22 protein-coding genes are annotated in these 23,416 nt (G+C 40.2%); 2 read left to right on the top strand and 20 right to left on the bottom strand.

Annotation, left to right across the window (positions count from 1 at the left end; translation table 11 throughout):
* Positions 1 to 99 precede the first annotated feature (99 nt).
* On the top strand, positions 100 to 1,614 hold the full coding sequence (gene zwf / locus ACKTSC_RS01515; protein ID WP_407856640.1) for a glucose-6-phosphate dehydrogenase: 1,515 nt from the start codon (positions 100 to 102) through the stop codon (positions 1,612 to 1,614).
* A 90-nt stretch (positions 1,615 to 1,704) separates the two neighbouring features.
* On the opposite strand, the gene ileS is transcribed toward zwf, so the two are convergent.
* The 17 genes from ileS to ACKTSC_RS01430 all read right to left on the bottom strand — a co-directional run bounded on the left by ileS (position 1,705) and on the right by ACKTSC_RS01430 (position 19,883).
* A complete protein-coding gene (gene ileS, locus ACKTSC_RS01510; protein ID WP_407856639.1) occupies positions 1,705 to 4,491 on the bottom strand; it encodes an isoleucine--tRNA ligase in 2,787 nt (928 codons plus the stop codon).
* A gap of 332 nt (positions 4,492 to 4,823) precedes the next feature.
* Positions 4,824 to 5,528, bottom strand: a complete 705-nt coding sequence (locus ACKTSC_RS01505; protein ID WP_332580572.1) for a DivIVA domain-containing protein — start codon at positions 5,526 to 5,528, stop codon at positions 4,824 to 4,826.
* A gap of 20 nt (positions 5,529 to 5,548) precedes the next feature.
* Complete coding sequence (locus tag ACKTSC_RS01500) at positions 5,549 to 6,331, bottom strand: YlmH family RNA-binding protein (RefSeq protein ID WP_332580573.1); 783 nt, start codon at positions 6,329 to 6,331, stop codon at positions 5,549 to 5,551.
* Between the two features lie 11 nt (positions 6,332 to 6,342).
* Positions 6,343 to 6,618 carry a YggT family protein gene (locus ACKTSC_RS01495; protein WP_407854774.1) on the bottom strand — a complete coding sequence of 92 codons (276 nt, stop codon included), beginning with the start codon at positions 6,616 to 6,618 and terminating at the stop codon, positions 6,343 to 6,345.
* 12 nt (positions 6,619 to 6,630) lie between these two features.
* On the bottom strand, positions 6,631 to 7,293 hold the full coding sequence (locus tag ACKTSC_RS01490) for a cell division protein SepF (protein WP_332580575.1): 663 nt from the start codon (positions 7,291 to 7,293) through the stop codon (positions 6,631 to 6,633).
* Positions 7,294 to 7,302: 9 nt separating this feature from the next.
* On the bottom strand, positions 7,303 to 7,980 hold the full coding sequence (locus ACKTSC_RS01485) for a YggS family pyridoxal phosphate-dependent enzyme (protein ID WP_332580576.1): 678 nt from the start codon (positions 7,978 to 7,980) through the stop codon (positions 7,303 to 7,305).
* A gap of 14 nt (positions 7,981 to 7,994) precedes the next feature.
* Complete coding sequence (gene ftsZ, locus ACKTSC_RS01480; protein WP_332580577.1) at positions 7,995 to 9,233, bottom strand: cell division protein FtsZ; 1,239 nt, start codon at positions 9,231 to 9,233, stop codon at positions 7,995 to 7,997.
* Positions 9,234 to 9,254: 21 nt separating this feature from the next.
* Positions 9,255 to 10,583, bottom strand: coding sequence for a cell division protein FtsA (gene ftsA / locus ACKTSC_RS01475; protein ID WP_332580578.1), 1,329 nt, complete (start codon positions 10,581 to 10,583; stop codon positions 9,255 to 9,257).
* 170 nt (positions 10,584 to 10,753) lie between these two features.
* Positions 10,754 to 11,884 (bottom strand): cell division protein FtsQ/DivIB, encoded by a 1,131-nt coding sequence (locus ACKTSC_RS01470; RefSeq protein WP_407856638.1) that lies wholly within the window; start codon positions 11,882 to 11,884, stop codon positions 10,754 to 10,756.
* Positions 11,885 to 11,887: 3 nt separating this feature from the next.
* Complete coding sequence (gene murG / locus ACKTSC_RS01465) at positions 11,888 to 12,979, bottom strand: undecaprenyldiphospho-muramoylpentapeptide beta-N-acetylglucosaminyltransferase (protein WP_407856637.1); 1,092 nt, start codon at positions 12,977 to 12,979, stop codon at positions 11,888 to 11,890.
* A 13-nt stretch (positions 12,980 to 12,992) separates the two neighbouring features.
* Positions 12,993 to 14,357, bottom strand: a complete 1,365-nt coding sequence (gene murD, locus ACKTSC_RS01460; protein ID WP_407856636.1) for a UDP-N-acetylmuramoyl-L-alanine--D-glutamate ligase — start codon at positions 14,355 to 14,357, stop codon at positions 12,993 to 12,995.
* Positions 14,358 to 14,371: 14 nt separating this feature from the next.
* Positions 14,372 to 15,334, bottom strand: a complete 963-nt coding sequence (gene mraY, locus ACKTSC_RS01455) for a phospho-N-acetylmuramoyl-pentapeptide-transferase (RefSeq protein WP_407856635.1) — start codon at positions 15,332 to 15,334, stop codon at positions 14,372 to 14,374.
* Positions 15,335 to 15,350: 16 nt separating this feature from the next.
* On the bottom strand, positions 15,351 to 17,552 hold the full coding sequence (locus ACKTSC_RS01450) for a penicillin-binding transpeptidase domain-containing protein (RefSeq protein WP_407856634.1): 2,202 nt from the start codon (positions 17,550 to 17,552) through the stop codon (positions 15,351 to 15,353).
* Positions 17,553 to 17,942 carry a cell division protein FtsL gene (ftsL, locus tag ACKTSC_RS01445; protein WP_407856633.1) on the bottom strand — a complete coding sequence of 130 codons (390 nt, stop codon included), beginning with the start codon at positions 17,940 to 17,942 and terminating at the stop codon, positions 17,553 to 17,555.
* Positions 17,942 to 18,901, bottom strand: coding sequence for a 16S rRNA (cytosine(1402)-N(4))-methyltransferase RsmH (gene rsmH, locus ACKTSC_RS01440; RefSeq protein ID WP_407856632.1), 960 nt, complete (start codon positions 18,899 to 18,901; stop codon positions 17,942 to 17,944). Before rsmH ends, ftsL begins: the two co-directional genes overlap by 1 nt.
* A 15-nt stretch (positions 18,902 to 18,916) precedes the next feature.
* Positions 18,917 to 19,348 (bottom strand): division/cell wall cluster transcriptional repressor MraZ, encoded by a 432-nt coding sequence (gene mraZ, locus ACKTSC_RS01435; protein WP_332580586.1) that lies wholly within the window; start codon positions 19,346 to 19,348, stop codon positions 18,917 to 18,919.
* Positions 19,349 to 19,514: 166 nt separating this feature from the next.
* Positions 19,515 to 19,883: a DUF3397 domain-containing protein gene (locus ACKTSC_RS01430; RefSeq protein ID WP_332580587.1), complete on the bottom strand. Its 369-nt coding sequence runs from the start codon at positions 19,881 to 19,883 to the stop codon at positions 19,515 to 19,517.
* 232 nt (positions 19,884 to 20,115) lie between these two features.
* Between ACKTSC_RS01430 and ACKTSC_RS01425 the strand changes: the two genes are divergently transcribed.
* Entirely contained in the window at positions 20,116 to 20,232 is a 117-nt protein-coding gene (locus ACKTSC_RS01425; RefSeq protein WP_332580588.1) for a DUF4044 domain-containing protein, read from the top strand.
* Positions 20,233 to 20,348: 116 nt separating this feature from the next.
* Here the strand turns inward: ACKTSC_RS01425 and recN are convergent, their stop codons facing one another.
* The 3 genes from recN to ACKTSC_RS01410 form a co-directional block, all read right to left on the bottom strand.
* The gene (gene recN, locus ACKTSC_RS01420; protein WP_407856631.1) at positions 20,349 to 22,019 is read right to left on the bottom strand and encodes a DNA repair protein RecN; all 1,671 of its coding nucleotides are present in this window, start codon (positions 22,017 to 22,019) and stop codon (positions 20,349 to 20,351) included.
* A gap of 70 nt (positions 22,020 to 22,089) precedes the next feature.
* A complete protein-coding gene (locus ACKTSC_RS01415) occupies positions 22,090 to 22,548 on the bottom strand; it encodes an arginine repressor (protein ID WP_407856630.1) in 459 nt (152 codons plus the stop codon).
* A gap of 20 nt (positions 22,549 to 22,568) precedes the next feature.
* Positions 22,569 to 23,384 (bottom strand): TlyA family RNA methyltransferase, encoded by an 816-nt coding sequence (locus ACKTSC_RS01410; protein WP_332580591.1) that lies wholly within the window; start codon positions 23,382 to 23,384, stop codon positions 22,569 to 22,571.
* Positions 23,385 to 23,416 lie beyond the last annotated feature (32 nt).

The raw sequence follows: 23,416 nt of genomic DNA, 5'->3' as shown, positions 1-23,416 counted from the left end.
GACACTTAGAGTTGTATGCTTGAAAAATTCCTCCCACTATTTTAATGAAACAGCGGGATCTGATCCAATTATCTTTAAATGAATTAGGAGTGAACGTATATGGAACAAGCAGCATTATTCACCATCTTCGGTGGCACTGGCGATTTAGCGAAGCGTAAACTTTATCCTTCATTATTTCGTCTTTATAAAAAAGGCAGTTTAGCAAAACATTTTGCTGTGATCGGTACCGCTCGTCGGCCGTGGAGTGACGATCACTACCGAGAAATCGTACGAGATACGATCAAAGACTTGAATCCAACGAAAGAAGAAGCAGAAGAATTTTCTAGTCACTTCTATTATCTTTCTCACAACGTGAATGACACAGAACATTACGATCAGTTGAAGGATTTATCTGATCGTTTAGACGGGGACTATCAATTAGAAGGCAATCGCTTATTTTATTTAGCCATGGCGCCACAATTTTTTGGTACGATCGTTAATCATTTGAAATCTCAAGGGATTCTAACTGAAAAAGGCTATAACCGTCTAGTGATCGAAAAACCATTTGGCTTCGACTATGATTCTGCCGATGAATTGAACGAACAGATCCGCAACGTCTTCCCTGAAGAAGCCATTTTCCGAATCGATCATTATCTAGGGAAAGAAATGATCCAAAATATTTCAGTGATCCGTTTTGCCAACAATATTTTTGAATCACTTTGGAACAATCGTTACATTGAAAATATCCAGATCACTTTCTCAGAAGCCTTAGGTGTCGAAGATCGTGGCGGTTATTATGAAAATAGCGGTGCGTTAAAAGATATGGTCCAAAATCATATCCTACAAGTTGTTTCTTTATTGGCAATGGAAGTCCCAACTTCTTTCTCAAATAAATCACTGCGGGAAGAAAAGGTTAAAGTTTTACAAGCCATTCGTCGTTATGATGAAGAAGAAGTGGCAAAAAACTTTGTCCGCGGTCAATACGCTGCTGGTGAATTAGACGGCAAAGGCTTTGCTGCTTATCGCGACGAACCGAACGTAGCTGAAGACTCAGCGATGGAAACTTTTGTTGCTGGTAAATTCATGATCGACAACTTCCGTTGGGCGGGTGTTCCCTTCTATATCCGAACTGGTAAACGAATGACAGAAAAAGGCACTCGTATCAATATCGTCTTTAAGCAAGTACCTGTCAATGTCTTCAATTTTGAACAAGAAGAAACAGGCGGCAAAGACTTACCGCAAAATATTTTAACGATCTATATCCAACCAACTGAAGGCTTTTCTTTATCATTGAATGGCAAACAAATTGGACAAGGTTTCAATCCTGAACCAGTAAAACTAGATTTCCGTCAAAGCGAAGAAGTCACCGGCAATAGTCCTGAAGCCTATGAAAAATTATTGCTTGATGCCTTGAATGGTGATGGCACTAACTTCTCTCACTGGTATGAAGTGGCAAATTCATGGGAAATCGTTGACCGTATCCGTCAAGCTTGGGATCAAACAACCCCTGAGTTTCCAAACTATGCGGCAGGAACCATGGGCCCTGATTGTGCCTTTGAACTTTTAGCTAAAAACAACCACGAATGGGCATGGCAGCCAGATCATTGGTACCGTGAACGTGGAAAATTAGATTAAGCAAAAAGCTGAGACAAAAGTATTTTTTACTTTCGTCCCAGCTTTTTTTAATAAAAAAAGGCTGCCCCATTATTGGGACAGCTCTTTTTCTTATTCTAAACCTTCAGCAGCTGCTTCAGGATAGTGTTCTTCAACGATATGGGCACATGAGGCACATAGTGTTGGTAATTTTTCGTCTGATCCGACTGTTGTTCGGACTTGGCGACAACGATCACAGACTTCGCCATCAGCTTTTTCAACTAAGATCGCTACATCTTCAAATTTTACTGCTTCTGCTGGTGCAGCTTCATTAGAGATGCTGAATGAGTCAGGTGATACGATCAATAATTGAGCCAAATCGGCATCTAATGCAGCTAACATTGTGTTTACTTGTTCGCTTGGATAGATGGTTACTTTGGCTTCTAATGATTTACCAATTACTTTTTCGTTCCGGGCATTTTCTAAAGCTTTTAAGACCTTATCACGGAAATCCATGAAGGCTTTCCAAGTATCTAATAGTTCCGCTTGGTTGGCATATTCTTCATAGCTTGGTAATTCAGCTAATTGGACATATTCCTCTTCTTCTTTCAAATACGTCCAGATTTCTTCTGTCGTATGTGGAATGATTGGAGTCAATAATTTTGTTACAGCAACAGCTACTTGATAGAAGACTGTTTGCATACAACGACGTTCGTAGCTGTCCTCTGCTTGGATATAAACAACATCTTTAGCAAAGTCTAAATAGAATGAAGATAAATCAACCGTCAAGAAATTGATGACTGTTTTATAAATTTGTGTGAAGTCGTATTTTTCATAACCATCTTCACGGATTGTTTTGATCACTTGGTTCAAACGTACCAACATATATTTATCGACTGAACGTAATTCATCGTAAGCAACCGCGTGTTCTGTAGGTTCAAAATCAGTTGTATTGGCTAATAAGAAACGCATCGTGTTACGGATTTTACGATAAACTTCGGATACTTGATTCAAAATATCCATTGATACACGAACGTCTGATTCATAATCAACACTGCTGACCCATAAGCGTAAGATATCCGCACCCATTTGTTTGATTACTTTATCAGGTACGATCGTATTTCCAAGTGATTTACTCATCTTACGACCTTCACCGTCTAATGTGAATCCTTGAGAAAGAACCGCTTTATAAGGCGCTACACCATTGATCGCTACACTAGTAGTGATACTTGAATTGAACCAGCCACGGTATTGGTCAGAACCTTCAAGATACATATCTGCTGGGAAAGTTAAGTAGTCGCGTTGACGCAAGACTGCTTCATGAGAAGAACCAGAATCAAACCAAACATCCATGATATCTGTTTCTTTCGTAAATTCGCCATTTGGTGAGCTTGGATGAGTGAAACCTTCAGGTAATAAATCTTTGGCTTCACGTTCAAACCAGATACTTGAGCCATGTTCAGCAAATAATTCTGCGACATGTTCTGTTGTTTCTGGGGTGATGATTGCTTCGCCGTCTTCACCGTAAAAAATAGGTAATGGGACGCCCCATGCACGTTGACGAGAGATGACCCAATCGCCACGGTCACGGATCATGTTATACAAACGTGTCTTACCCCAAGGGATGATCCAATCTACTTTTTCGATTTCGTCTAAGATATCTTGACGGAATTTATCGATTGAAGCGAACCATTGTGGTGTTGCACGATAGATAACGGGTTTTTTCGTCCGCCAGTCATGCGGATAACTATGTGTAAAGAAGTCTAATTTCAATAGCGCATTTTTTTCTTTTAATAGATCAGTGACCATTGGATTGACTTTATCGTAGTAAACTCCTTCAAATCCAGGAGCATCAGCGGTCATCATACCACGGTCATCGACTGGTGAAATGATATCATTACGATATTTTTTCCATGCAAAATAGTCATCTTCCCCATGTCCAGGAGCTGTATGGACTAAACCAGTACCCGCATCTAAAGTAACGTGGTCACCTAAGATCACTAATGATTCACGATCATAAAATGGGTGTTGCGCAGTCATGTTTTCAAGCTCTTGCCCAGCAATTTCTTTCAAGACTTGTGGCTCTGTCCATTCTAATTCAGTTGCAACAGTGTCTAATAAATCTTTTGCTACTACAAATTTTCTGCCATTTGCTTCTACCACTACATAAGTGTAAGCAGGATTAACAGAGATCCCTTGGTTTGCTGGCAATGTCCAAGGTGTCGTTGTCCAAATGATAAATGATGTATCTGTATCTAATAGACCCTTGCCATCTTTTACTTGGAAAGCGACATAGATCGATGGTGATTTCACATCTTTATATTCGATTTCAGCTTCAGCTAATGAAGATTCACTTGATGGTGACCAATAAATTGGTTTTAATCCTTTATAGATGTAGCCTTTTTCTGCCATTTTTCCGAAAACACGGATTTCAGCTGCTTCATAATCAGGAGTCAATGTCACGTATGGATTATTCCATTCGCCAGCGATCCCTAAACGTTTGAAGTCTTCTCGTTGTTTATCGACTTGTGACAATGCATATTCTTCACACTTTTTACGGTATTCAGACATGGTCATTTCTTTACGTTTGATTCCTTTATTCGCTAATACTTGTTCGATCGGTAGTCCGTGTGTATCCCAACCAGGAACGTAGGGTGCACGGAAACCTGACATTGATTTTGAACGAACAATGATATCTTTACTGATTTTATTCAAAGCATGACCTAAATGGATGTTCCCATTTGCATATGGAGGGCCATCATGTAAAACGAAAGTTGGTTTGCCTTCGTTTAATTTTTGGCGTTTTTCATAAATTTTATTTTCTTCCCACTCTTTTTCCCATTGACCTTCGCGATTAGGTAAGTTACCGCGCATCGGGAAACCAGTTTTCCCTAATTGAAGGGTTTCTTTTGTTTTCATTACCGATCGTCTCCTTTATTTCTTTTTCATTACTGCTTTAGACTGTTTTGATCATTCTTAAAAAGAGTTACGCTATTTTTATCAGGTAGTTTTGCAAAAAAACGACAAAAAAACAAGCGCATCCGCAAAGGGACGAGCTTGTCGTGGTACCACCCAAAATTTGAAACATGAAAGTTTCCTCTAATCATCTTTAACGCAATGATGCGTCAACTGCTACTAAATGTTCGCAATTGATCGATACTAGAGGATCTTTCTAATTAGAGGGTCTTGCCGAACTTTCACTCTCATCGGCTCGCTTAAAAGAATCTAATCAGCTTTTCTGTTCTAGCTGTTTACTCTTCGTCTGATTTAATCAATTCAGGAATATCAATCGTCAAACCCATATCTTCTTGTGGTTCGTCGATAATGATTGGTTCACTTGAGTCTACTGCATTCACAGTATCATTGTCAAGTTCGTTCGCTAAAACTTCTTGCAAGACTTCGTGGCTATCACCAATGTATGTAGACATCGGTTTTAGGACTTCATCCCAATCCCCACTGCGTGCTTGATCTAATTGTGTTTCTAACAATAATAATAATTGTTGATGGAAAACACGAGTTGATTTCTTCAAATCATTTGTTTCTGTTGCTAATTGACGAGCTTTTTCAGTAGCGTCGGTCAAGATTTCTTTCGCTTTGTCTTCAGCTGTTGTTGTTAAAAGATGGGCTTTTTGCATCGCATTAGAAATCAATTCATCCGCACGGTTTTGAGCAGAAGTAACGATCACTTCTGATTCTTTGCTGGCAGAAGATTTTACTTTGTCGGCGGTATCTTGTGCAACAACGATTGATTGATTCAAAGCTTCTTTTAATTCGTTGAAATATTCTAGTTTTTCTTCTGAATGTTTCAATGCTTTTTCTAATTCACGATTTTTTGCGATACTGTCTTCATAATCGCGTACGATCATATCTAAGAAATCATCGACTTCATCTTGATTATATCCACGCATTTTAGTGGAGAAACTCTTATTTTGGATATCTAATGGAGTTAATGCCATTTTTTGTTCACCTCATAAATTTATTTTCGTAATACGCCTAAACGTAAACGAAATTTCTCTTTTTTTGTTTTTCCTTCTAATCCTTGGATCTGGATTCGACCAAAACCACGGACTGAAACGACATCTAATAAATCAAGGACATAATCAGGCCGCTCATTGACTGCCCAATTAACTTTGACTTTACTTGCTTCAACTAATTGTTTGGAGCGCTGACGTGAGATATTATAGACTGTCGAAATGATCGCATCTAAACGTAGCGATGTCGCAGTCATACTTTCTTCTTGCCAACTATCCTTTGGTACGATGATCTCTGTGTATGGCCGTTCTTCTAGATGAACCGTTACCCGACCGATTTTGGTGACTTGATTGATGATATAACTAGCAGAATCTTTGGCTAAAAAGATTTGCCAGCGGTCACCATCTGAGATGATATCTCCAAAGTAATCCCGTTTGATTCCGGCACTCATCAATGTACCTAAAATTTTCCCATGAGAAAGCTCCACGAATTTTTGTGGATACTTGACTTCGATCATGACTAATTCATAATCTTCGATCGTGGGCTCGTAATACTCTGGATAAATCATGCAGCGGCAACGTTCAGCATGTTCATAGCCGCCATAAAAAGAAAACTTCAGATCACTATTTTCTTGAACTAAGGTTTCTAAAATATAGGCTTGTCGAGGATCTAAAAAATTCGTCAAATAAGGTGCGTACTGGCTCTCGACTTGTTCTAGCCAATCACCAACACTATCAACAAATGGATGCTCTTCTGGCCTAAAATGTTGATAGACATTTGCGTTCATGTGGCACCTCCTTAATAAATAAGACTAATCAGAATTTTTTGCAGAACCTCCAACGCAATATTTAAGGCTATGATCGCTGCCATGACAGAAAAATCGATACCGCCAAATTGGAGCGGTAAACGTCGAAATAAATCTAAAAATGGTTCACAGATCTTACCTAACAACTGACCAAGTTTTGATTGATACGCCCCAGGAAACCAAGACATCAATGCATAAACGACCAAAAGGATCGTATAGAAATAAACTAGTCGGCTCAATACATTAAATAGTGTAATTAGTAAACTCAATAAATTTCTCCTTTACATTCCTAACCCATAGATATCTTCATCAACCATCGTGCTCAATGAAGAATTGTTGATTTCATAATTTGTTGGTGTGCACAAAAACATTTCATTGCCAACACGTTTGATATCTCCGTCGATCATGAATACGACACCGGTCAAAAAATCGACCATCCGACGCGCTTTCATTTCATCTAAGGATTCAAAGTTGATCAACACAACTTCCCCTTGTCCAACCCGTTTTGCAATCGAGGTAGCTTCAGAGTATGACTTGGGTTCAATAACAGAAATACGATCTTTGTTTTTTGTTTCTGTCTTCGGTGTAAACCGTTGTGAACGATTATTGTTAGGCATTGCCACAACTTTTTCATTCTTAGTAACAGGTGTTGTTTCAACTTTTTGTTTGATCACATCAGACCGACGATTTGTCAGCTGAGGCTCAACAACGGATTGTGCTTGTCTTTGTGGCATCACTGGTTGTTGCTTTTGTGGCGCAACTTGTTTTTGATATGTAGGACGTACTTTCATCCGTTCTTTTTTAGCTGGCGCACTCTGTTTCGGGCGGCTGACCTGCTTCTTTTTTTGTGCAGGGGCTGCTGATGCGGCAACTTCATGGTGGTACATATCATCATCATCAGCTAAACCAAAAAAATCAGTGATTTTCGCTAAATTAATTCCCATTAACTTTACCTACCCTTTCTTGAATAGTGCTGTTCCAACCCGAACAAAAGTAGCACCTTCTTCAATTGCTAAACTGAAATCTTGGCTCATTCCCATGCTTAACTCCGTACATGGCGCGTATGGCAAGTTTAGTTCTTTCATTTGTACTTGAAGCTGTTTCAAATTTGCAAAAATAGCTCGGATATCCGCTTGTGTTGCTTCATAAGGCGCCATCGTCATCAAGCCTACGATGTTAAGCTTATCTAGCTCTGCTAATTCTTCGATAAACGTTTGTAGCTCAGCAGGGGCGATCCCTTGTTTGGATTCTTCACCTGAAACATTGACTTCAATAAAACAATTTATCTTGTGTTCTGCACGCTTTTGGATCTCTTGTGCTAAACGTAAACTGTCTAACGCATGAAAGTAATCAATTTCATTTATAATCAATTTTACCTTGCGACGCTGCAAATTGCCAATAAGATGCCATCTTACTTGTGGATAATCCGTCAGAGCTTGCTTCTTTTCTAGTAATTTATCTACTCGATTTTCTGCGATATCTCTGACACCCAATTTAATAAGCTCTTCTGCTGCATTGGAATCGACACTCTTGGTTACCGCAACCAACGTTACTTCCTCTGGTTTACGAGAAACAAGAGCACACGACTCCTGAATCTCTTGCTCGATTCTATGCAAGTTTTCAGCGATCATGTGCTCTCCCCCTTTTATTTTCTACGGCGAAAGAATGGTGGTGTATCTAATTCCTCATCTTTGTCAGTTTTAACTTCTTCACGATTAAAGGTTTCAAATTCTTTCTTTTCGATATTATCAAATTGTGTTTCTTCTACGCGAGGACGCACATTTTCTTCTTTACGAATATCCCATTCACCAAAAGCAGATTGGCTTTCAGTATTACGTGCAGGTTCGATATCTAAATTTTGTTTTTGTGGAACGGATTGGACTTGACTAGCTCGTTGTGTATTGCGAGTAGTCTTACGCTCCTTTTTTGTTGGGTCAATCCCTGTCGCGATAACTGTCACACGGATTTCGTCGCCCAATTCTTCATTGATTGATGTACCTAAGATGATGTTTACATCACCTGTTGCAGCATTTGCAACGATATCAGACGCATCTTGTGCTTCGAACAATGTCATGTCTAAGCCACCAGTGATGTTTAACAATACTTGTTCAGCACCATCGATAGAAGTTTCTAGCAGTGGAGAAGAAATAGCTTTCTTCGTTGCTTCAACAACACGTTCTTCACCGCTGGCAACACCGATACCCATCAAGGCTGTTCCTTGATTAGCCATTACTGTTTTCACATCAGCGAAGTCCAAGTTTACGTAACCAGGAGCAGTGATCAAGTCAGAGATACCTTGAACACCTTGACGTAAAACATTATCTGCTTCACGGAATGCTTCAAGCATTGGCGTCTTCTTATCAACAACTTCTAATAAACGGTTGTTTGAGATGATCAATAATGTATCAACGTTTTCTTTTAATAAAGCAATACCTTCTGCCGCGAAACGACCACGTTTTGGTCCTTCAAAGCTGAATGGACGTGTAACAACGCCGACTGTCAAAGCGCCTAAGTCTTTAGCGATTTTCGCTACGACTGGAGCAGCACCAGTACCAGTTCCGCCGCCCATGCCGGCAGTGATGAAGACCATATCTGCACCTTCTAATGCATCACTGATGAATTGTTCGCTTTCTTCTGCTGATTTTTGACCAACTTCTGGTTGAGAACCAGCACCTAGACCGCGCGTATATTTAGGGCCTAATTGGATAACTGTTTCTGCTTTTGAATTTTTTAATGCTTGCACATCAGTATTGGCAGCGATGAATTCCACGCCTTTAACGTTTTCTTCGATCATACGGTTGATGGCATTTCCGCCTCCGCCACCTACACCGATAACTTTAATAACTGCACCTTCGTTAATATTGTTATCTATTGAGAATTCCATATTTTGTATTCCTCCTACGAATTAGTCAAAAATATTAGAGAAGAAGTCTTTGATCTTCCCAGTAACTTTTTCTTCATTTTTTGGTTTTGGTTCTTCTTCATATTCAGTTGTTGCTTCATAATCATCGTATACCGGTGTTTTTGAAACAGAAGTTACTTGTTGTGGTGAAGAAGATAACGTAACTTTTTCGCCAGTTACTGCTGATTTGGCTAAGTGGTAAACATCACTTAGATCAGCAGAGTAGTTCACGATGCTGATCACGTTTGTGAAGACTGGATTTCTTAGACCCATTTGATTTGGTACGTGTAATTTCACTGTCGTACCAAAAATTTCTTCTGCTAAATCAACAACGCCTGGTAAACTAGCTGCTCCACCAGTTAAAACGATTCCGCCTGGTAAGTCAAGCGCTTCGATATCATCTAGCGCATCTTTCGCTTTACGGAAGATTTGTTCTAAACGAGCTTCGATGATTTCTGATAAATAGCGTTCATCCACTTTGACTGGTTCTGACTTGCCGATCACATCGACTGGGAACTCTTCTTCTGCAGATGTACGACTAGGATACGCATCGCCATAATTGATTTTCAATGCTTCGGCATTATTGAATGATGTATTCAACACGATCGAGATGTCTTTTGTGACAAACTCGCCGCCTTCTTGATCTACATGTGTATATTTCAATTGTTGATCGTGCATCACAGCAGTGGTCGTTTGACCGCCACCCATGTCGATCACGATCGTACCAAAATCTTTTTCGCCATCAGACAATGTTGATTCTGTTAGAGCTAATGAAGTGATCACTGTTTCTGCAACAGTCAGACCCGCTTTTTCAACACATTTTGTGATGTTGTGGATGATCGTCTTAGGCCCAGTGAATACCAAACCGAACATTTCTAGACGAACACCGATCATTCCGCGAGGATCTTTGATGCCTTCAAAGCCATCAACCGTAAATTCCTGCGGCAATAAAGCAACGATTTGTCTTTCAGGAGGAACTGAACGAACCATCGCGGCTGAAGCGACATTACGAACGTCATCATCCATGATCTCTTTTGAATCATTGTTGACAGCGATCATTCCTTGACAAGGCTCAACTTCTAATAAATTAGCAGGTAGTCCTACGCTGACACTTTTGATTTGAATCCCAGCTTTTTCCTCAGCTTGTCTTACTGCTCGTTGAATCGCGTTGACTGTTTTATCGATATCGACGATAATCCCACGATTGATTCCTTCTGATTTTGCGTTTCCAACACCAATGATATTCATTTGGCTGTCGATGTATTCGGCAACAACAACTTTGATCGATGTTGTCCCGATATCAAGACCTACATACATTCCTGCTTTTGCCATGAATGGGATTCCCTCCTATTTTCAGATAAATGCTTTTTTTCAAGATTTCACGTTCTTCTTGATATCAAGCATGAAATATTATTTTTTGCAAGTAATTCACTGCCTCCAATTTTAACACATATTCCCTAGAATGAAAAAGAAGAATCAACACTTTCTTGCAATAAATTTAATCATTGTGCTTCAGTTGTTTCTGATTGATTTGTTGTACTTTGAGTCGTATCTGCTTCTGAAGAATTGTCCTCATAAGGATAGCTGTAAATTCCAGCTTCCATATCTACGACACCTTTTATTTCTTTTTCATTCATTTGTTCAACGACTTGTGGATAATAATTCATTTTTTTACCTAGATCATCGATGCTGACTAGTACCTTGTTCCCATCGTTCATCAGGATTTCTAATAGCTCTTTGTTCTCACTAGTCGGTGCGTATTTGATTTGAGAGATTCCTTGCTTGACCTCTTCTGACAGTTTTTTGTACTGATCCAATACATGTAAGATCCGTTTGGAGTTGGTAAAACTTTCTAGAATTGGCAAACTGCCATCGCTTTTTTCAACCTCGATCGGGATCACTTTACCACTTGAAATGACCGGCGAATATTTACCATTGCTTTCTAAGTAAGCAACTTCCGCATATTCTTTGATCGTCACTGCAAAGTGATTAAAGCCGTCGATCCGCACAGTTGCGTCTTCAATCTGCAATTCTTGTTTCTTTAACTGCTTCACATTATCGTTGCGGCCAAAGAATTGACTCCATAGATTGCCGCCGATATTGAAATCAAGTTCTTGTTTGATCGTTTCAGTTGCGACATGTTCATTTCCCTTGATCGTGACCGCCCCTAAATCAGCTAACGGTGAAATATAATACAGTAAAAACAGTGCAGGGATCGCAAACAAACCAATCAAGATCGATGAGCGGCGAACCAACAAACGGTTGCGCTCATGACGGATATTAGGCAAACGATCCAAAAATGATCCGTTTCTAGGACCACTTGGCAGCTTAACTTCTTCTGATGGTATTTCTTCCGGTTCTGGATCTTCAGAAGCCGTATTTTTTTCTTTTATAGCGGCTACATTCTCTGATTCTTTTTCAGGTTCTGTCGGAAGATCATCAGCAGCTGCTTCATCCTTTTCAGATTCTGAAAGTGACTCTTCCGGTTGCGCTTCTTTGTTCTCAAGTGCTTTTTGTTTCATATACTCCATATTAGCTAATTGCCAAGGCGTAAGTATTTCAGGTTCTGCCGGCTTTTGGCTTTCATTTGGTTCTTCTGGAAATTCTTTGCGACTAATGATCTTCACCCCCAAAAGTTATTTAACAATATCATTAACTAATGACCACAGACGTTCAGCTGCATCAGGAATGCCTTCTTGGCGTGATGCTTTAGCCATCGCTTCACGTTTTTCTGCATCATTCATGATCGCATCGACGGCAGCTACTAAGCTTTCACCTGTGAGCTCTGCGTCAGCTATCATTTCTACTGCTCCAGCGTTGACTAGACTTTGAGCATTTTTTGTTTGATGATCGTTCGTCACATAGGGACTCGGGATCAAAATTGCTGGTAGTCCTAAAGCTGTAAACTCCGCGATCGAAGTAGCACCAGCACGCCCAATCAATAGATTAACATTCGCCATAACGTCCGTCATGTTTTTTATGTACGGTTGCAGGGACAAATTAGGACTTATTTTATCGATATCAAATTTTTCTGTGATTTCATTGAAATAACGATCACCAGAAGCGTATAAGACTTGATAGTCTTTTTGCGCAAATTTAGGTAACGCTTGAATCACTGCTTGATTGATTTTGAGCGCACCTTGGCTTCCGCCGAAGATCAAGACAGTCGGAATTTCTGATTTCAGTCCATATTCTGCCAGAACATCAGATTTGCCACTGGCAACAACTTCTTGAGCACGAGGGTTCCCGACTAAAACCGTTTTCTCAGCAGCAAAGTACTGTGCAGCATCGGGAAAACAAATCGCTACTCGATCAGCAAAACGGCTCAAGAATTTATTTGTGATTCCAGGGACACTATTTTGTTCATGTACGATCGTCGGGATCTTCATTCTCGTCGCCGCATAAACCACCGATCCAGAAACATAACCGCCTGTTCCGATCACGACATCGGGTTTGAATTCTCGTAAAATTTCTTTTGAGCGTTTGATACTTTCAATGAATAACTTGACTGTCTTCACATTGTCTAAAGAAAGACTGCGTTTGAAGCCTTGGATTTTAATTGTTTTAAACGAAATGCCTGTTTCAGGCACGATCTTATTTTCCAAACCGCGATGTGTCCCAACATATAGGAACTCAGAGTCCGGTTGGATTTTTTGTACGTAGCGGATAAATGCTAAGGCTGGATAGATGTGTCCGCCCGTGCCGCCGCCTGTAACGAGTATTCTCATTTTATTATTTTCCCTACTTTTCTAATTGCTTGACTACTTGCATGAATTTATCTCCACGGATCTCAAAGTTCGGGTATTGATCCCAACTTGCATTGGCGGGAGAAAGTAAAATACTATCGCCTGCTTCACTTTGTTCATAGGCTAATGGTACTGCTGTTTCAACATTTGACGTTAAAATGATCGTTTCAATACCGGCACGTTCAGCAGTCTCAGCCAGCTTATCTTTGGTTTCGCCGAAAAGAATGATTGCTTTAATTCCTTCTAATGAAGGGATCAATTCATCAAAGCCATTGCCGCGATCCAAACCGCCCGCTAATAAGATCAATTTGTCATTGTCAAAACCACTCAACGCCATTTCAGTTGCTAAACTGTTTGTCGCTTTAGAGTCATTATAAAACTTGCGGCCTTCGATCGTATCGACATATTGTGTCCGATGAGGCACGCCATGGAATGTACTCAATGCTTGGCGGATCGCTTCGGTTGAAACACCTTTTAATTTTGCTACGACGATCGCAGCTAAAGCATTTTCAACATTATGTGCACCTGGCACACCTAATTCATCAGCAGCCATGATTTTTTCTTCTTTATAATAAAGGTTGCCGTCTAACAAGTACGCCCCGTCAGCAACTTTTTCTTTTGTCGAAAAAGGAACGACTTGTGCGCGCGTGTTTTTGCTCATGGCTTGTAATTCTTCGGAATTCCAATTTAAAACTAAATAATTTTCTTCTGTCATATTTTCTTGGATCGCCCATTTGGCAGCCACATAATTTTTACGGGTCTTATGATAATCCAAATGTGCTTCGTAGATATTCGTGATCACTGCGATCTGAGGTTTGAAAGCTTCGACGCCCATCAATTGGAAACTCGATAATTCCATCACGATATCATCTTCTGCTTGCGCTTTTGAAGCAACGGCACTCGCAGGAAAACCGATGTTTCCGGCAAGATGCGCTTTGCCTGCTTGACGTTCTTGATTCAATAATAGACCGATCATGGTCGTTGTTGTCGTCTTGCCATTCGTTCCAGTAATACCAACGATTGGACATTCAGCGACTTGGTAAGCCAACTCCACTTCGGTCAAAATTGGGATATGTAATTCTGCTGCTTTAGCCACCAAAGGATTGTCATACGGAATCCCAGGATTTTTGACCATCAAAGAAAAATCTTCATCGAGTAATTCGATTGGATGGCTACCGGTGATCACACGGATCCCTTGTTCCAATAAGCCTTGTGCTTCAGGATTTTCTTCAAAAGGTTTTCCGTCGTTTACCGTAACAAGTGCGCCTAAGTCATTTAATAACTCAGCCGCACTATATCCGCTTTTCGCTAATCCTAATACTAATACTTTTTCATTTTCATATATTTTGATATGTTTCATCTTCTAGTCATCTCCTACAATACGATCAATAAAACAATAATAGAGGCGATTAAGCCAACTAACCAAAAAACGGTGTCTACTTTCCATTCAGACCAACCAGACATCTCAAAATGATGATGCAATGGCGACATCTTAAAAACACGTTTACCTGTCATTTTAAATGAAGTTACTTGAATAATCACACTTGCTGTTTCAAAAATATAGACCAAGCCGACTAATAGCAATGTCCATTCTTGATGAAGGACGATCGATACAGCCGCTAACAACCCGCCTAATGCTAAAGAACCGACATCACCCATAAAGATTTTAGCTGGTTTTTTATTGTAAGGGAAAAAGCCGACAAGTCCGCCCATAACTGCTAGACAGACGATCAACACTTCATATTGTTGTTGCTTCCATGCAATGATCGCATAGGTTGCAAAAGAGATTGTTCCCAGTCCGGAAACTAAACCATCGATACCATCAGTCAAATTGACTGCGTTAGAGAAACCGACCAACCAAAAGATCACAAATAAGCCATAGAAGATGCTCAAAGGCAATTCCATTCCAAAGAAATTCAATGTGTTTGGATAACCTTCCATGTGATATACGACATAAAAGATGATCGCAACAACGACTTGAGCAATGAATTTTTGACGCGAAGTCAAGCCTTCATTTTGTTTTTTCGCTAGCTTGATGAAATCATCTAAGAAACCGATGATTCCATATAGCAACAAGACGAAAACTAAAATCAATAACGACGTTGACATTTGGTGTGTCCAAACACTATACCAAAGTGATGTGATCACCGCAGCTGCTAAAAAGCTCAAGCCACCCATTGTTGGTGTCCCTGCTTTTGAATTGTGCCACTTCGGTCCTTCATCACGAATCTCTTGTCCTTGTTTCTTCATTCTAAAATAGCCAATGACAAATGGCATACTTACAACAGTAATTGCAAAACTACTGGCAAAAGCGATAAATAATTGTGCCGGTTCCATTTTTTTCTCTCCAGTCCTAACCTAAGGTGATTTTCAATTTTTTCTTCCCTATTTCTGCATAAGGAGCAATACTTTGTTTCGTACAATAGCCGTCACCCTTGAACGTGACATCGATGTCCAATAGATTGGTCAATTTTAAGATATCGGCTTTTGACCACCCGCGAACATCCGGCATTTCTTTCGTACCGTCAGTCATCAAGATCAAATGTTCGTTAGCCATGACTTTCTCGCCTGGTTTCGCAGATTGTTTGACGACTTTGTCGCCATCACCGACTACGACAGCAGTCAAGCCACGTTTATTCGCATCGGCAGCTGCTTTGGCCGGCGAAAGATTGCGATAATCTTCGACGGTTACTTTAGTGTTGCTCTCAGTATCAGTCGAATCCGTTTCAGTACTTGTGCTGTCACTTTGGAAATCCATCGCCCGAGTCAATAATGGGTTGGCGATTTCACCTAAGATCCCTGCTGAGTAATGTTGCGGTTGTTTCATTGTTAAATACAAAATATATTCAGGATCCTCAGAAGGAACCATCAACGCGATCGAATAAATATAATTCGTGTCCCCAGTCAAATACGCCCCATTTTCAGCGATTTGGGCGGTCCCGGTTTTGGCCGAAATATGATAGCCCGGTACACTGTACTGGTCATAAGCCGAACCATAATTTTCACTTTCAATCGTATCACGCATATACTCCCGCACTTTTTGCGCCGTTTCAGCTGTGATCGGCTCACCGACGACTTCTGGTTCCGTGACGATTTCTTTATTCGTGTTAGGGTTGGATACTTTAGAAATATAATGCGGCTGCAACATTTTTCCGTCATTCGCTACAGCTGTAAAGCCGCGCATCATTTGGAAATTAGTTACCCCGATCGCTTGACCATAAGAACTCATCGCTTGATCGACGATATTGGAGGTTGGTAATGATCCAGAAGCTTCTCCGGGCAATCCAGAGTAGGTACTCTTACCAAAACCGAAGCGATTGACATATTCAGGCCATTTATCTCCCAGTTTTTCTTCTAATTTCACCATACCGACGTTACTAGACCATGATAAAGCTTGACGCATCGTTAAGACACCTTTTTTACCAAAGTCCCAGTCATTGATCGTCGCATCTCCGACTTGGATTTTACCAGAGACATAACTTTCATTTTCATTAAAAACGCCCTCATTGACTGCGGCTGACGTCGTGAAGACTTTCATTGTTGAACCTGGTTCGTACGTATCTTCAACTAAGAAGTTTCGCCAAGCATCCGATTCGCCCAAGCCTTCTTTTGTTTCAGGATTAAAGGTTGGCCGTTGAGACATCGCCAAGATATCCCCGGTTTTGGCTTGCATCAATGTTGCCGTCAATTCAGCTGGTTCAGCTTCAGAATTGACTTTGTCCATTAAGGTTTCAAGATAACTTTGCAACCCTGAATCTAAGGTCGTATAAATATCTTCCCCATCAACGGCTTTTTTCTCTTCAGCAACACTTCCTGGGATCGGACGTTGATTTTTGTCTTTTTGGTAAACGACTTTCCCGTCTGTTCCTTTCAAGACATCATCATAAGCTGCTTCGACACCCATCATTCCGACAAGCTCTTCGTTTTTATCTGATTGCGTATAACCAATAAAATGCGAAGCGAAATTGCCATTTGGATACATACGAGAAGTATGTTCGGTGAAATACAGTCCTTTGATTTTGGCTTTTTTCATCGCTTCATCGATATTTTGTTTCGTATCTTCAGAAATGTTTTTGCCTTTGCTGCCAAACTCTACTTGATAATATTTACTTGTACCATCACTGTTGAGCCCACCTTTTAGGGTTTTCAGTGCCGTTTTCTTTTTGATACCTAAATATTGATTTAAAATAGAAGCTAATTGATTAAAATGTTTTTCTTGCGCATATAGTTTCGTATCACCAGAAACATAACTTTCTGATAGCACCGCATAGATAGAGTATGAGGTCGAATCTTCAGCGATCACTTCGCCGTTACGATCATAGATCGTACCGCGTTTGGCTTGGACGACTTCTTCACCTTTATACAATTCTTGCGTTTTTTCCTTTAACGAAGTACCTGCTACATGTCCGCCAGCCACGACATAGATCATTCGGACGGCAAACAAAAAGAACAACCCAATACTCGTAGCAAACAAAATAACGCCTACTTTTTTGCGATTGTTCATCGGAGTCAAATTCATTTTACGGATTTTTCTTTTTAGCTTTTTAAAGCTCATTTACTTCACTTTCCTTAAATTAGCGTCATTGATCGAAAGCCCCGCTTTTTCAGCAACTTCCTTCAAACGATCAGAACGAGACAACTCGCTTTTTTCTTGTTGCAGTTGAGTGGCTGTTTTTCCTTTTGCATCAATGTCCGTTTGGATACTCGTAATTTCATTTTGCGTTTTGCTGATGGCATTACGGTAATTGACCATCGTAATCGACAGTACCAGCACCATTACCAAAAAGGCAGCAACTGCCAATTTTTCGACTTTCGAAATACGTTTTAGTCGATCTCCTGGAGAAACGAAGACTTCAAAGGAATCCGGTATTTGTTGGATTTCTTCTAATTTAGGATCAAACTTAGGATCAAATTGATAATTTTGCTCGTTCTTTAGTTCTGCCATTAATCTGATCCTTTCTTCACTTTCTCGGCGATCCGTAATTTCGCGCTGCGAGCACGATTATTTGCTTCTAACTCTTCTTCGGAAGCTGTGATTGGCTTACGATTGACTAATTTCAAAATGGGCTGGAATTCTTCAGGTACGATCGGTAAGCCTGGCGGCATATCCTTCGGTGTACTGAATTCCTTGAACATTGTTTTGACGATCCGATCTTCCAATGAATGGAACGTGATCACACTGACTCTGCCGCCGACTGAAATCAGCTCGATGGCTTGTTCTAATGAACTTTCGATCGCGCCTAATTCATCGTTGACAGCGATTCGGATCGCTTGGAAAACACGTTTTGCCGGATGACCACCTTTGCGACGGGCCGGAGCCGGGATCGCTTCTTTGATGATTTCTACTAATTCACCAGTTGTTTCAATTGGCTTGTCTGCTCGATGACGTTCGATCAAACGAGCGATTTGTTTAGAGAATTTTTCTTCCCCATAACGGAAGAAGATCTTTACTAGGTCATGATAAGAATAATCATTGACGACTTGGTACGCACTTAAAGGTGCTGATTGATCCATCCGCATATCCAGCGGTGCATCTTGATGATAACTAAACCCGCGCTCAGCTTCATCGAGTTGGGGTGATGAAACACCCAAATCATATAAAATCCCATCGACCTCAGTCACACCTAATTGATTCAAGGCATGCTTAAGTTCTCTAAAATTTGCTTTAACAAATGTTACTTGCCCTTTGGCAACATAATCTGCTAAACGAATCTTTGCATTATCGATTGCTTTTTGATCTTGATCAAAAGCATATAAGTGTCCTTCTGTCTCCAACTGGCTCAACAAGTATTCACTGTGTCCAGCGCCGCCTAATGTACAATCAACATAAATTCCGTTTGGTTTGATTGCTAGACCATCAACTGTCTCGTGGAGCAAAACGGTTGTATGTTGAAAGTCTGTCATGATTAATCCTCTTCTCTAAAATCCAAAATCGATCATTGTCTCTGCAATGTCATCAAAGCTTGCTTCTGTTTCTTTCGTAAAGTCATTCCAGCGGACTTGGTCCCAGATCTCGATCCGGTTGGCCACACCGATAATGACACATTCTTTTTCTAAAGATGCGTGGGTGCGTAACGATGCAGGGATATTGATCCGTCCTTGCTTATCGATCTCACACTCAGTAGCAGCGGAATAAAAGAAACGAACAAAGGCACGCGCATCCTTCTTAGAAAGCGGCATCTCATTCAACTTGGTTTCTAATTGATTCCATTCAGTTAAAGGGTATCCAAACAAGCAGCCATCCATACCGCGGGTAACCACAAACTTTTCACCTAGTTGTTCACGTAATTTTGATGGCACGATCAAACGCCCTTTTGCGTCGATATTGTGCTGGAACTCGCCCATGAACATCTAGACTACACCCCTTCCCCACTACATGAGTTTAGTCTACCACAATCACCCACAATCTACCACACTTTGTAAAAAACAAAAATAACACTTTATTGACCTTTACTAACCATATTGTAATTTCAGTCACTATAAAAGTAATTCGCAGTTTTTAAAAAGTTTTTATTGTTTAAAAAAAGCTTAAAATACTAACGATTATCAACAGAAAATACATCAAGATCGACAATAAGAATGTCATACGCCAGAACATCTTGAAAAAGCGTCCGTACATGATTTCACGATAACGATATGCTTGAAAAACAACAACACCGATACCTAATAATAAAATCGTTAACAAAAAATAAGGTAAAATAGAAAACGTGCTGAAACTTTTTGAGATCTCGTGCATCCCAACGATCAAAAACGGCACGGTGATATCGGGGGTTTTTATGTTGAAGCGTTGTTTCAATTTAAATAAATTGACGATATAATCAGATGCAAAAAAAACGATGACTGGAAAAATGTACCATAAAATTAAAATAGGTGAAAAAGTTGCCAAAAGAAACAGTCCTTCCTCTTCAAATTACTACTGTTCACTATACTGTATTCGCATTACATTCGTGTTGCATTTCATTTAAAAATATATAGGATTTAGCAAGTTTTAACAATTGAAATTTGCAGATTAGCCAAAAAAAATTGTTTAGTATTTTTTAAAAGTTTTTCGCTCTAATTTGCGGAGTGCAGAAAAATAGAGTATGATAAACTTGAAATTTTTTGAGGATGGTGACACCATGAGTGAGAAAAAATCCACGAGTACTTTTTCTAAAGTAACGAAGATCGTTATTTGGACGATGTTGATATTGACCATCGGTTCATTGATCTTAAGCAGCATCATCAGTATTATGTAATCAACAAGGTTGAAATCCGGTCTATGCGTTCTTAGCAAGCGCAGCTGACTTTTCAGCACCTTTTTTCGTAAAAAAAGAATCTGAGACAAAAGTATCAGCTACTTTTGTTCCAGATTCTATTTTTTTGCTAATTGTAAGAGTTCTTTAGCGTGTTGGACCGTCAGTTCGGTGATCTCTGTCCCTGCCAACATCCGTGCGATTTCTTTTGTACGTTCACCTTCAGACAATTCTTCGACCTTGGTGGTCGTCCGACCATCGCTCACTTCTTTACGGATAAAGAGTTGATGATCTGCTTTGGCTGCTACTTGCGGTAGATGGGTGATACATAGGGCTTGTGAATTTTCACCGATTTGATAGATCTTATCTGCGATTGCTTGGGCTACTCGACCGCTGACACCTGTATCGACCTCATCAAAAACGATACTAGTCAAATCTTGCGTTTTTGAAAAAATCGTCTTCAAGGCCAGCATCACTCGAGAGATCTCCCCGCCCGAAGCTACTTTTACCAAAGGTTTCAAAGGCTCCCCAGGATTCGTAGTGATATAGAATTCGACTTCATCGATTCCGTCGGCCGAAAAACGAATCGGTTTGAACGTGACCTCAAAACGGGCGTTTTCCATATAGAGATCTTTTAATTCATGTTGGATCGCTGTCTCTAGTTTTTTAGCCATTGCCATTCTGGCTGCTTGCAGCTTTTCAGCTAGCTGTTGCAAAACGGCTGCTTTTTCCGCTAATTCTTTTTCTAACTTTTCTAATTTATCGCCTGAAAAATCAGAATCTAACAATTCTTGGCTGATCTGATCGTAATACCGCAAGATTCTTTCGATTGAATCACCGTACTTGCGTTTCAATTGATGGATCAATTCTAGCCGTTCATTGACTTGATCCAAACGTTCTTCATCCAATTCAAGCAAATCTAATTGCCGGCCGATTTCACTGACTGCATCTTGCAATAAATAATAAGCGCTATGAACATTATCTGAAATCGTCTCAAAATCTTTATCTAAAGAAGCGATCGTCTGAAGTTCTTGGCTAGCAGAACCAATCGCATCTAAGGCACTCGTCTCTTCATTAGTCATCGCTTGATAACTGTAAGAAAAACTATCAACGATTTTTTGATAATTCGTTAATTTGTCCCGTTCCTCGATCAAACGATCTTCTTCGCCGAGCATAAGTTCAGCATTACCGATTTCCTCTTGTTGAAATTTCAGCATATCGACACGTTGGACAAATGTTTGTTCATTTTGTTTGAACTTTTTCACTTGGTTCGCCAATGTTTGATAGGCTTGGTAAGCTAGCTTATAAGTATTTTTGACCGTTTGAAATTTTGCATCGCCAAAGCTATCCAATAACCGTAGATGTGATTCCGGATGCATCAATTCTTGATGGTCGTTTTGTCCTTGGATATCGACCAAGTATTGACCGATTCGACGTAAATTCGCTAACGTGACGATTCGTCCATTGACCCGCGAAACGCTTTTTCCAGATAGATTCAAATCTCTTTGGACGATCAAGCCAGCTTCATCGACTTCGATCCCTAACTCTTCTAATAATACTTTGAATTCAGCTTGTTCTGGTTGATCGAACAAACCTTCCACGAGACATTTTTCACTGCCTTGACGGATGTATTCCATGGAAGAACGTGCGCCTGCAAGGAGACTGACCGCATCGATAATGATCGATTTGCCGGCACCTGTTTCTCCCGTCAAAGCAGTCATTCCATCAGTAAAACCTAAATGCAAGGAAGAAATGATCGCAAAATTTTTGATGGTCAGTTCTTGTAACATGTTTCGTTCCCCTTATCTTACTAATGTATTTGCTGACTGAAATGCCGGATAATACTGTTATTCCAGCAAGCTAATTATTTTGACTTTTCGCCAAGATCTCATGATGGATCCAGACCGCATCCTCTTGGGTTCGTGCGATCATCAATACGCCGTCGTCATCATTCATAGTGGTGAACAAGACTTTAAAAAATTGTTTTTCTAATAGATTTGCACACGCTGAAGCGTTCCCCGGCAGTGTCTTTACAGAGATGAACTTCTCCATTTGATCAACCGAGATCACGGCATCTTTTAATAAATCGCCTAATTTTTCATTCACATCTTCTGGTTCTTTACGCGGCATACTGTAACGATAGCCGCCGTTTTGTGCCGGTACTTTGATTAACTTCATCTCTTTGATATCGCGCGAGATCGTTGCTTGTGTGACGATCACACCTTGTTGCGCCAAAATCTCAACAAAATCTTCTTGTTTTTTTACATCGAACTCCCTCAGTAATTGTGTGATCAGTTGATGCCGGTCTTTTTTTCTCATCCCTTGTCCTCCTTTACTCGCTACTTATCTAAACGTTGATGAGCTTGCGCGACTACATCTTCTAAATCGATCGTTGGATTCAATTGACCTGTTTCAGGCACCTTTTTAAGATGAGCAAGAAACTCGATATTTCCTTCGCCGCCGGTTATCGGTGAGAATGTCAATTCTTGGACGTCAAATCCATGAGCAGTCGCAAAATCAGTGATTTCTTTTAAAACCATCAAATGGGTCTTCGGATCTTTGATGATCCCTTTTTTCCCAACGTACTCTTTACCTGCTTCGAACTGCGGTTTGATCAATGCGACAACATCGCCATCATCCGTCAAGATCTCATGTAATGGCGGTAAAATCAATTTCAAGGAAATAAATGACACATCGATCGTCGCAAAGTTTGGTTGGCCATGTTCAAAGTCTGCTAATTTTGAATAGCGGAAATTTGTCCGTTCCATTACGATGACCCGTTCGTCTTGTCGTAATTTCCAAGCCAATTGATTGTAGCCAACATCTAGGGCATAACTTAGTGTTGCACCATTTTGTAAAGCGACATCGGTAAAACCGCCGGTGGAAGATCCAATATCTAATAAGATTTTTTGATCGATCGAAACATCAAAATCTTTCAACGCTTTTTCTAACTTCAAACCGCCGCGAGATACATAAGCCAAACTTTGACCTTTGATTTGTAAAACCGTTTCGATCGAGATTTTTTCACCTGGTTTGTCTAAACGTTCATTCTTGGCATCGTAAACTAGCCCAGCCATCACAGCTCGTTTGGCTTTTTCTCGTGTTTCGAATAATCCTTGATTAAACGCTAAAACATCGACACGTTCTTTTTTCATCGTCTTCTCCTAATCGATAGATTCAATTCTAT

This window comes from Enterococcus hailinensis (assembly GCF_045862035.1).
In the GTDB taxonomy this organism is placed as follows: Bacteria; Bacillota; Bacilli; order Lactobacillales; family Enterococcaceae; genus Enterococcus_A; species Enterococcus_A hailinensis.
The sequence above is the reverse complement of the archived record's forward strand: the minus strand, read 5'-3'. Positions and strand labels throughout refer to the sequence as shown.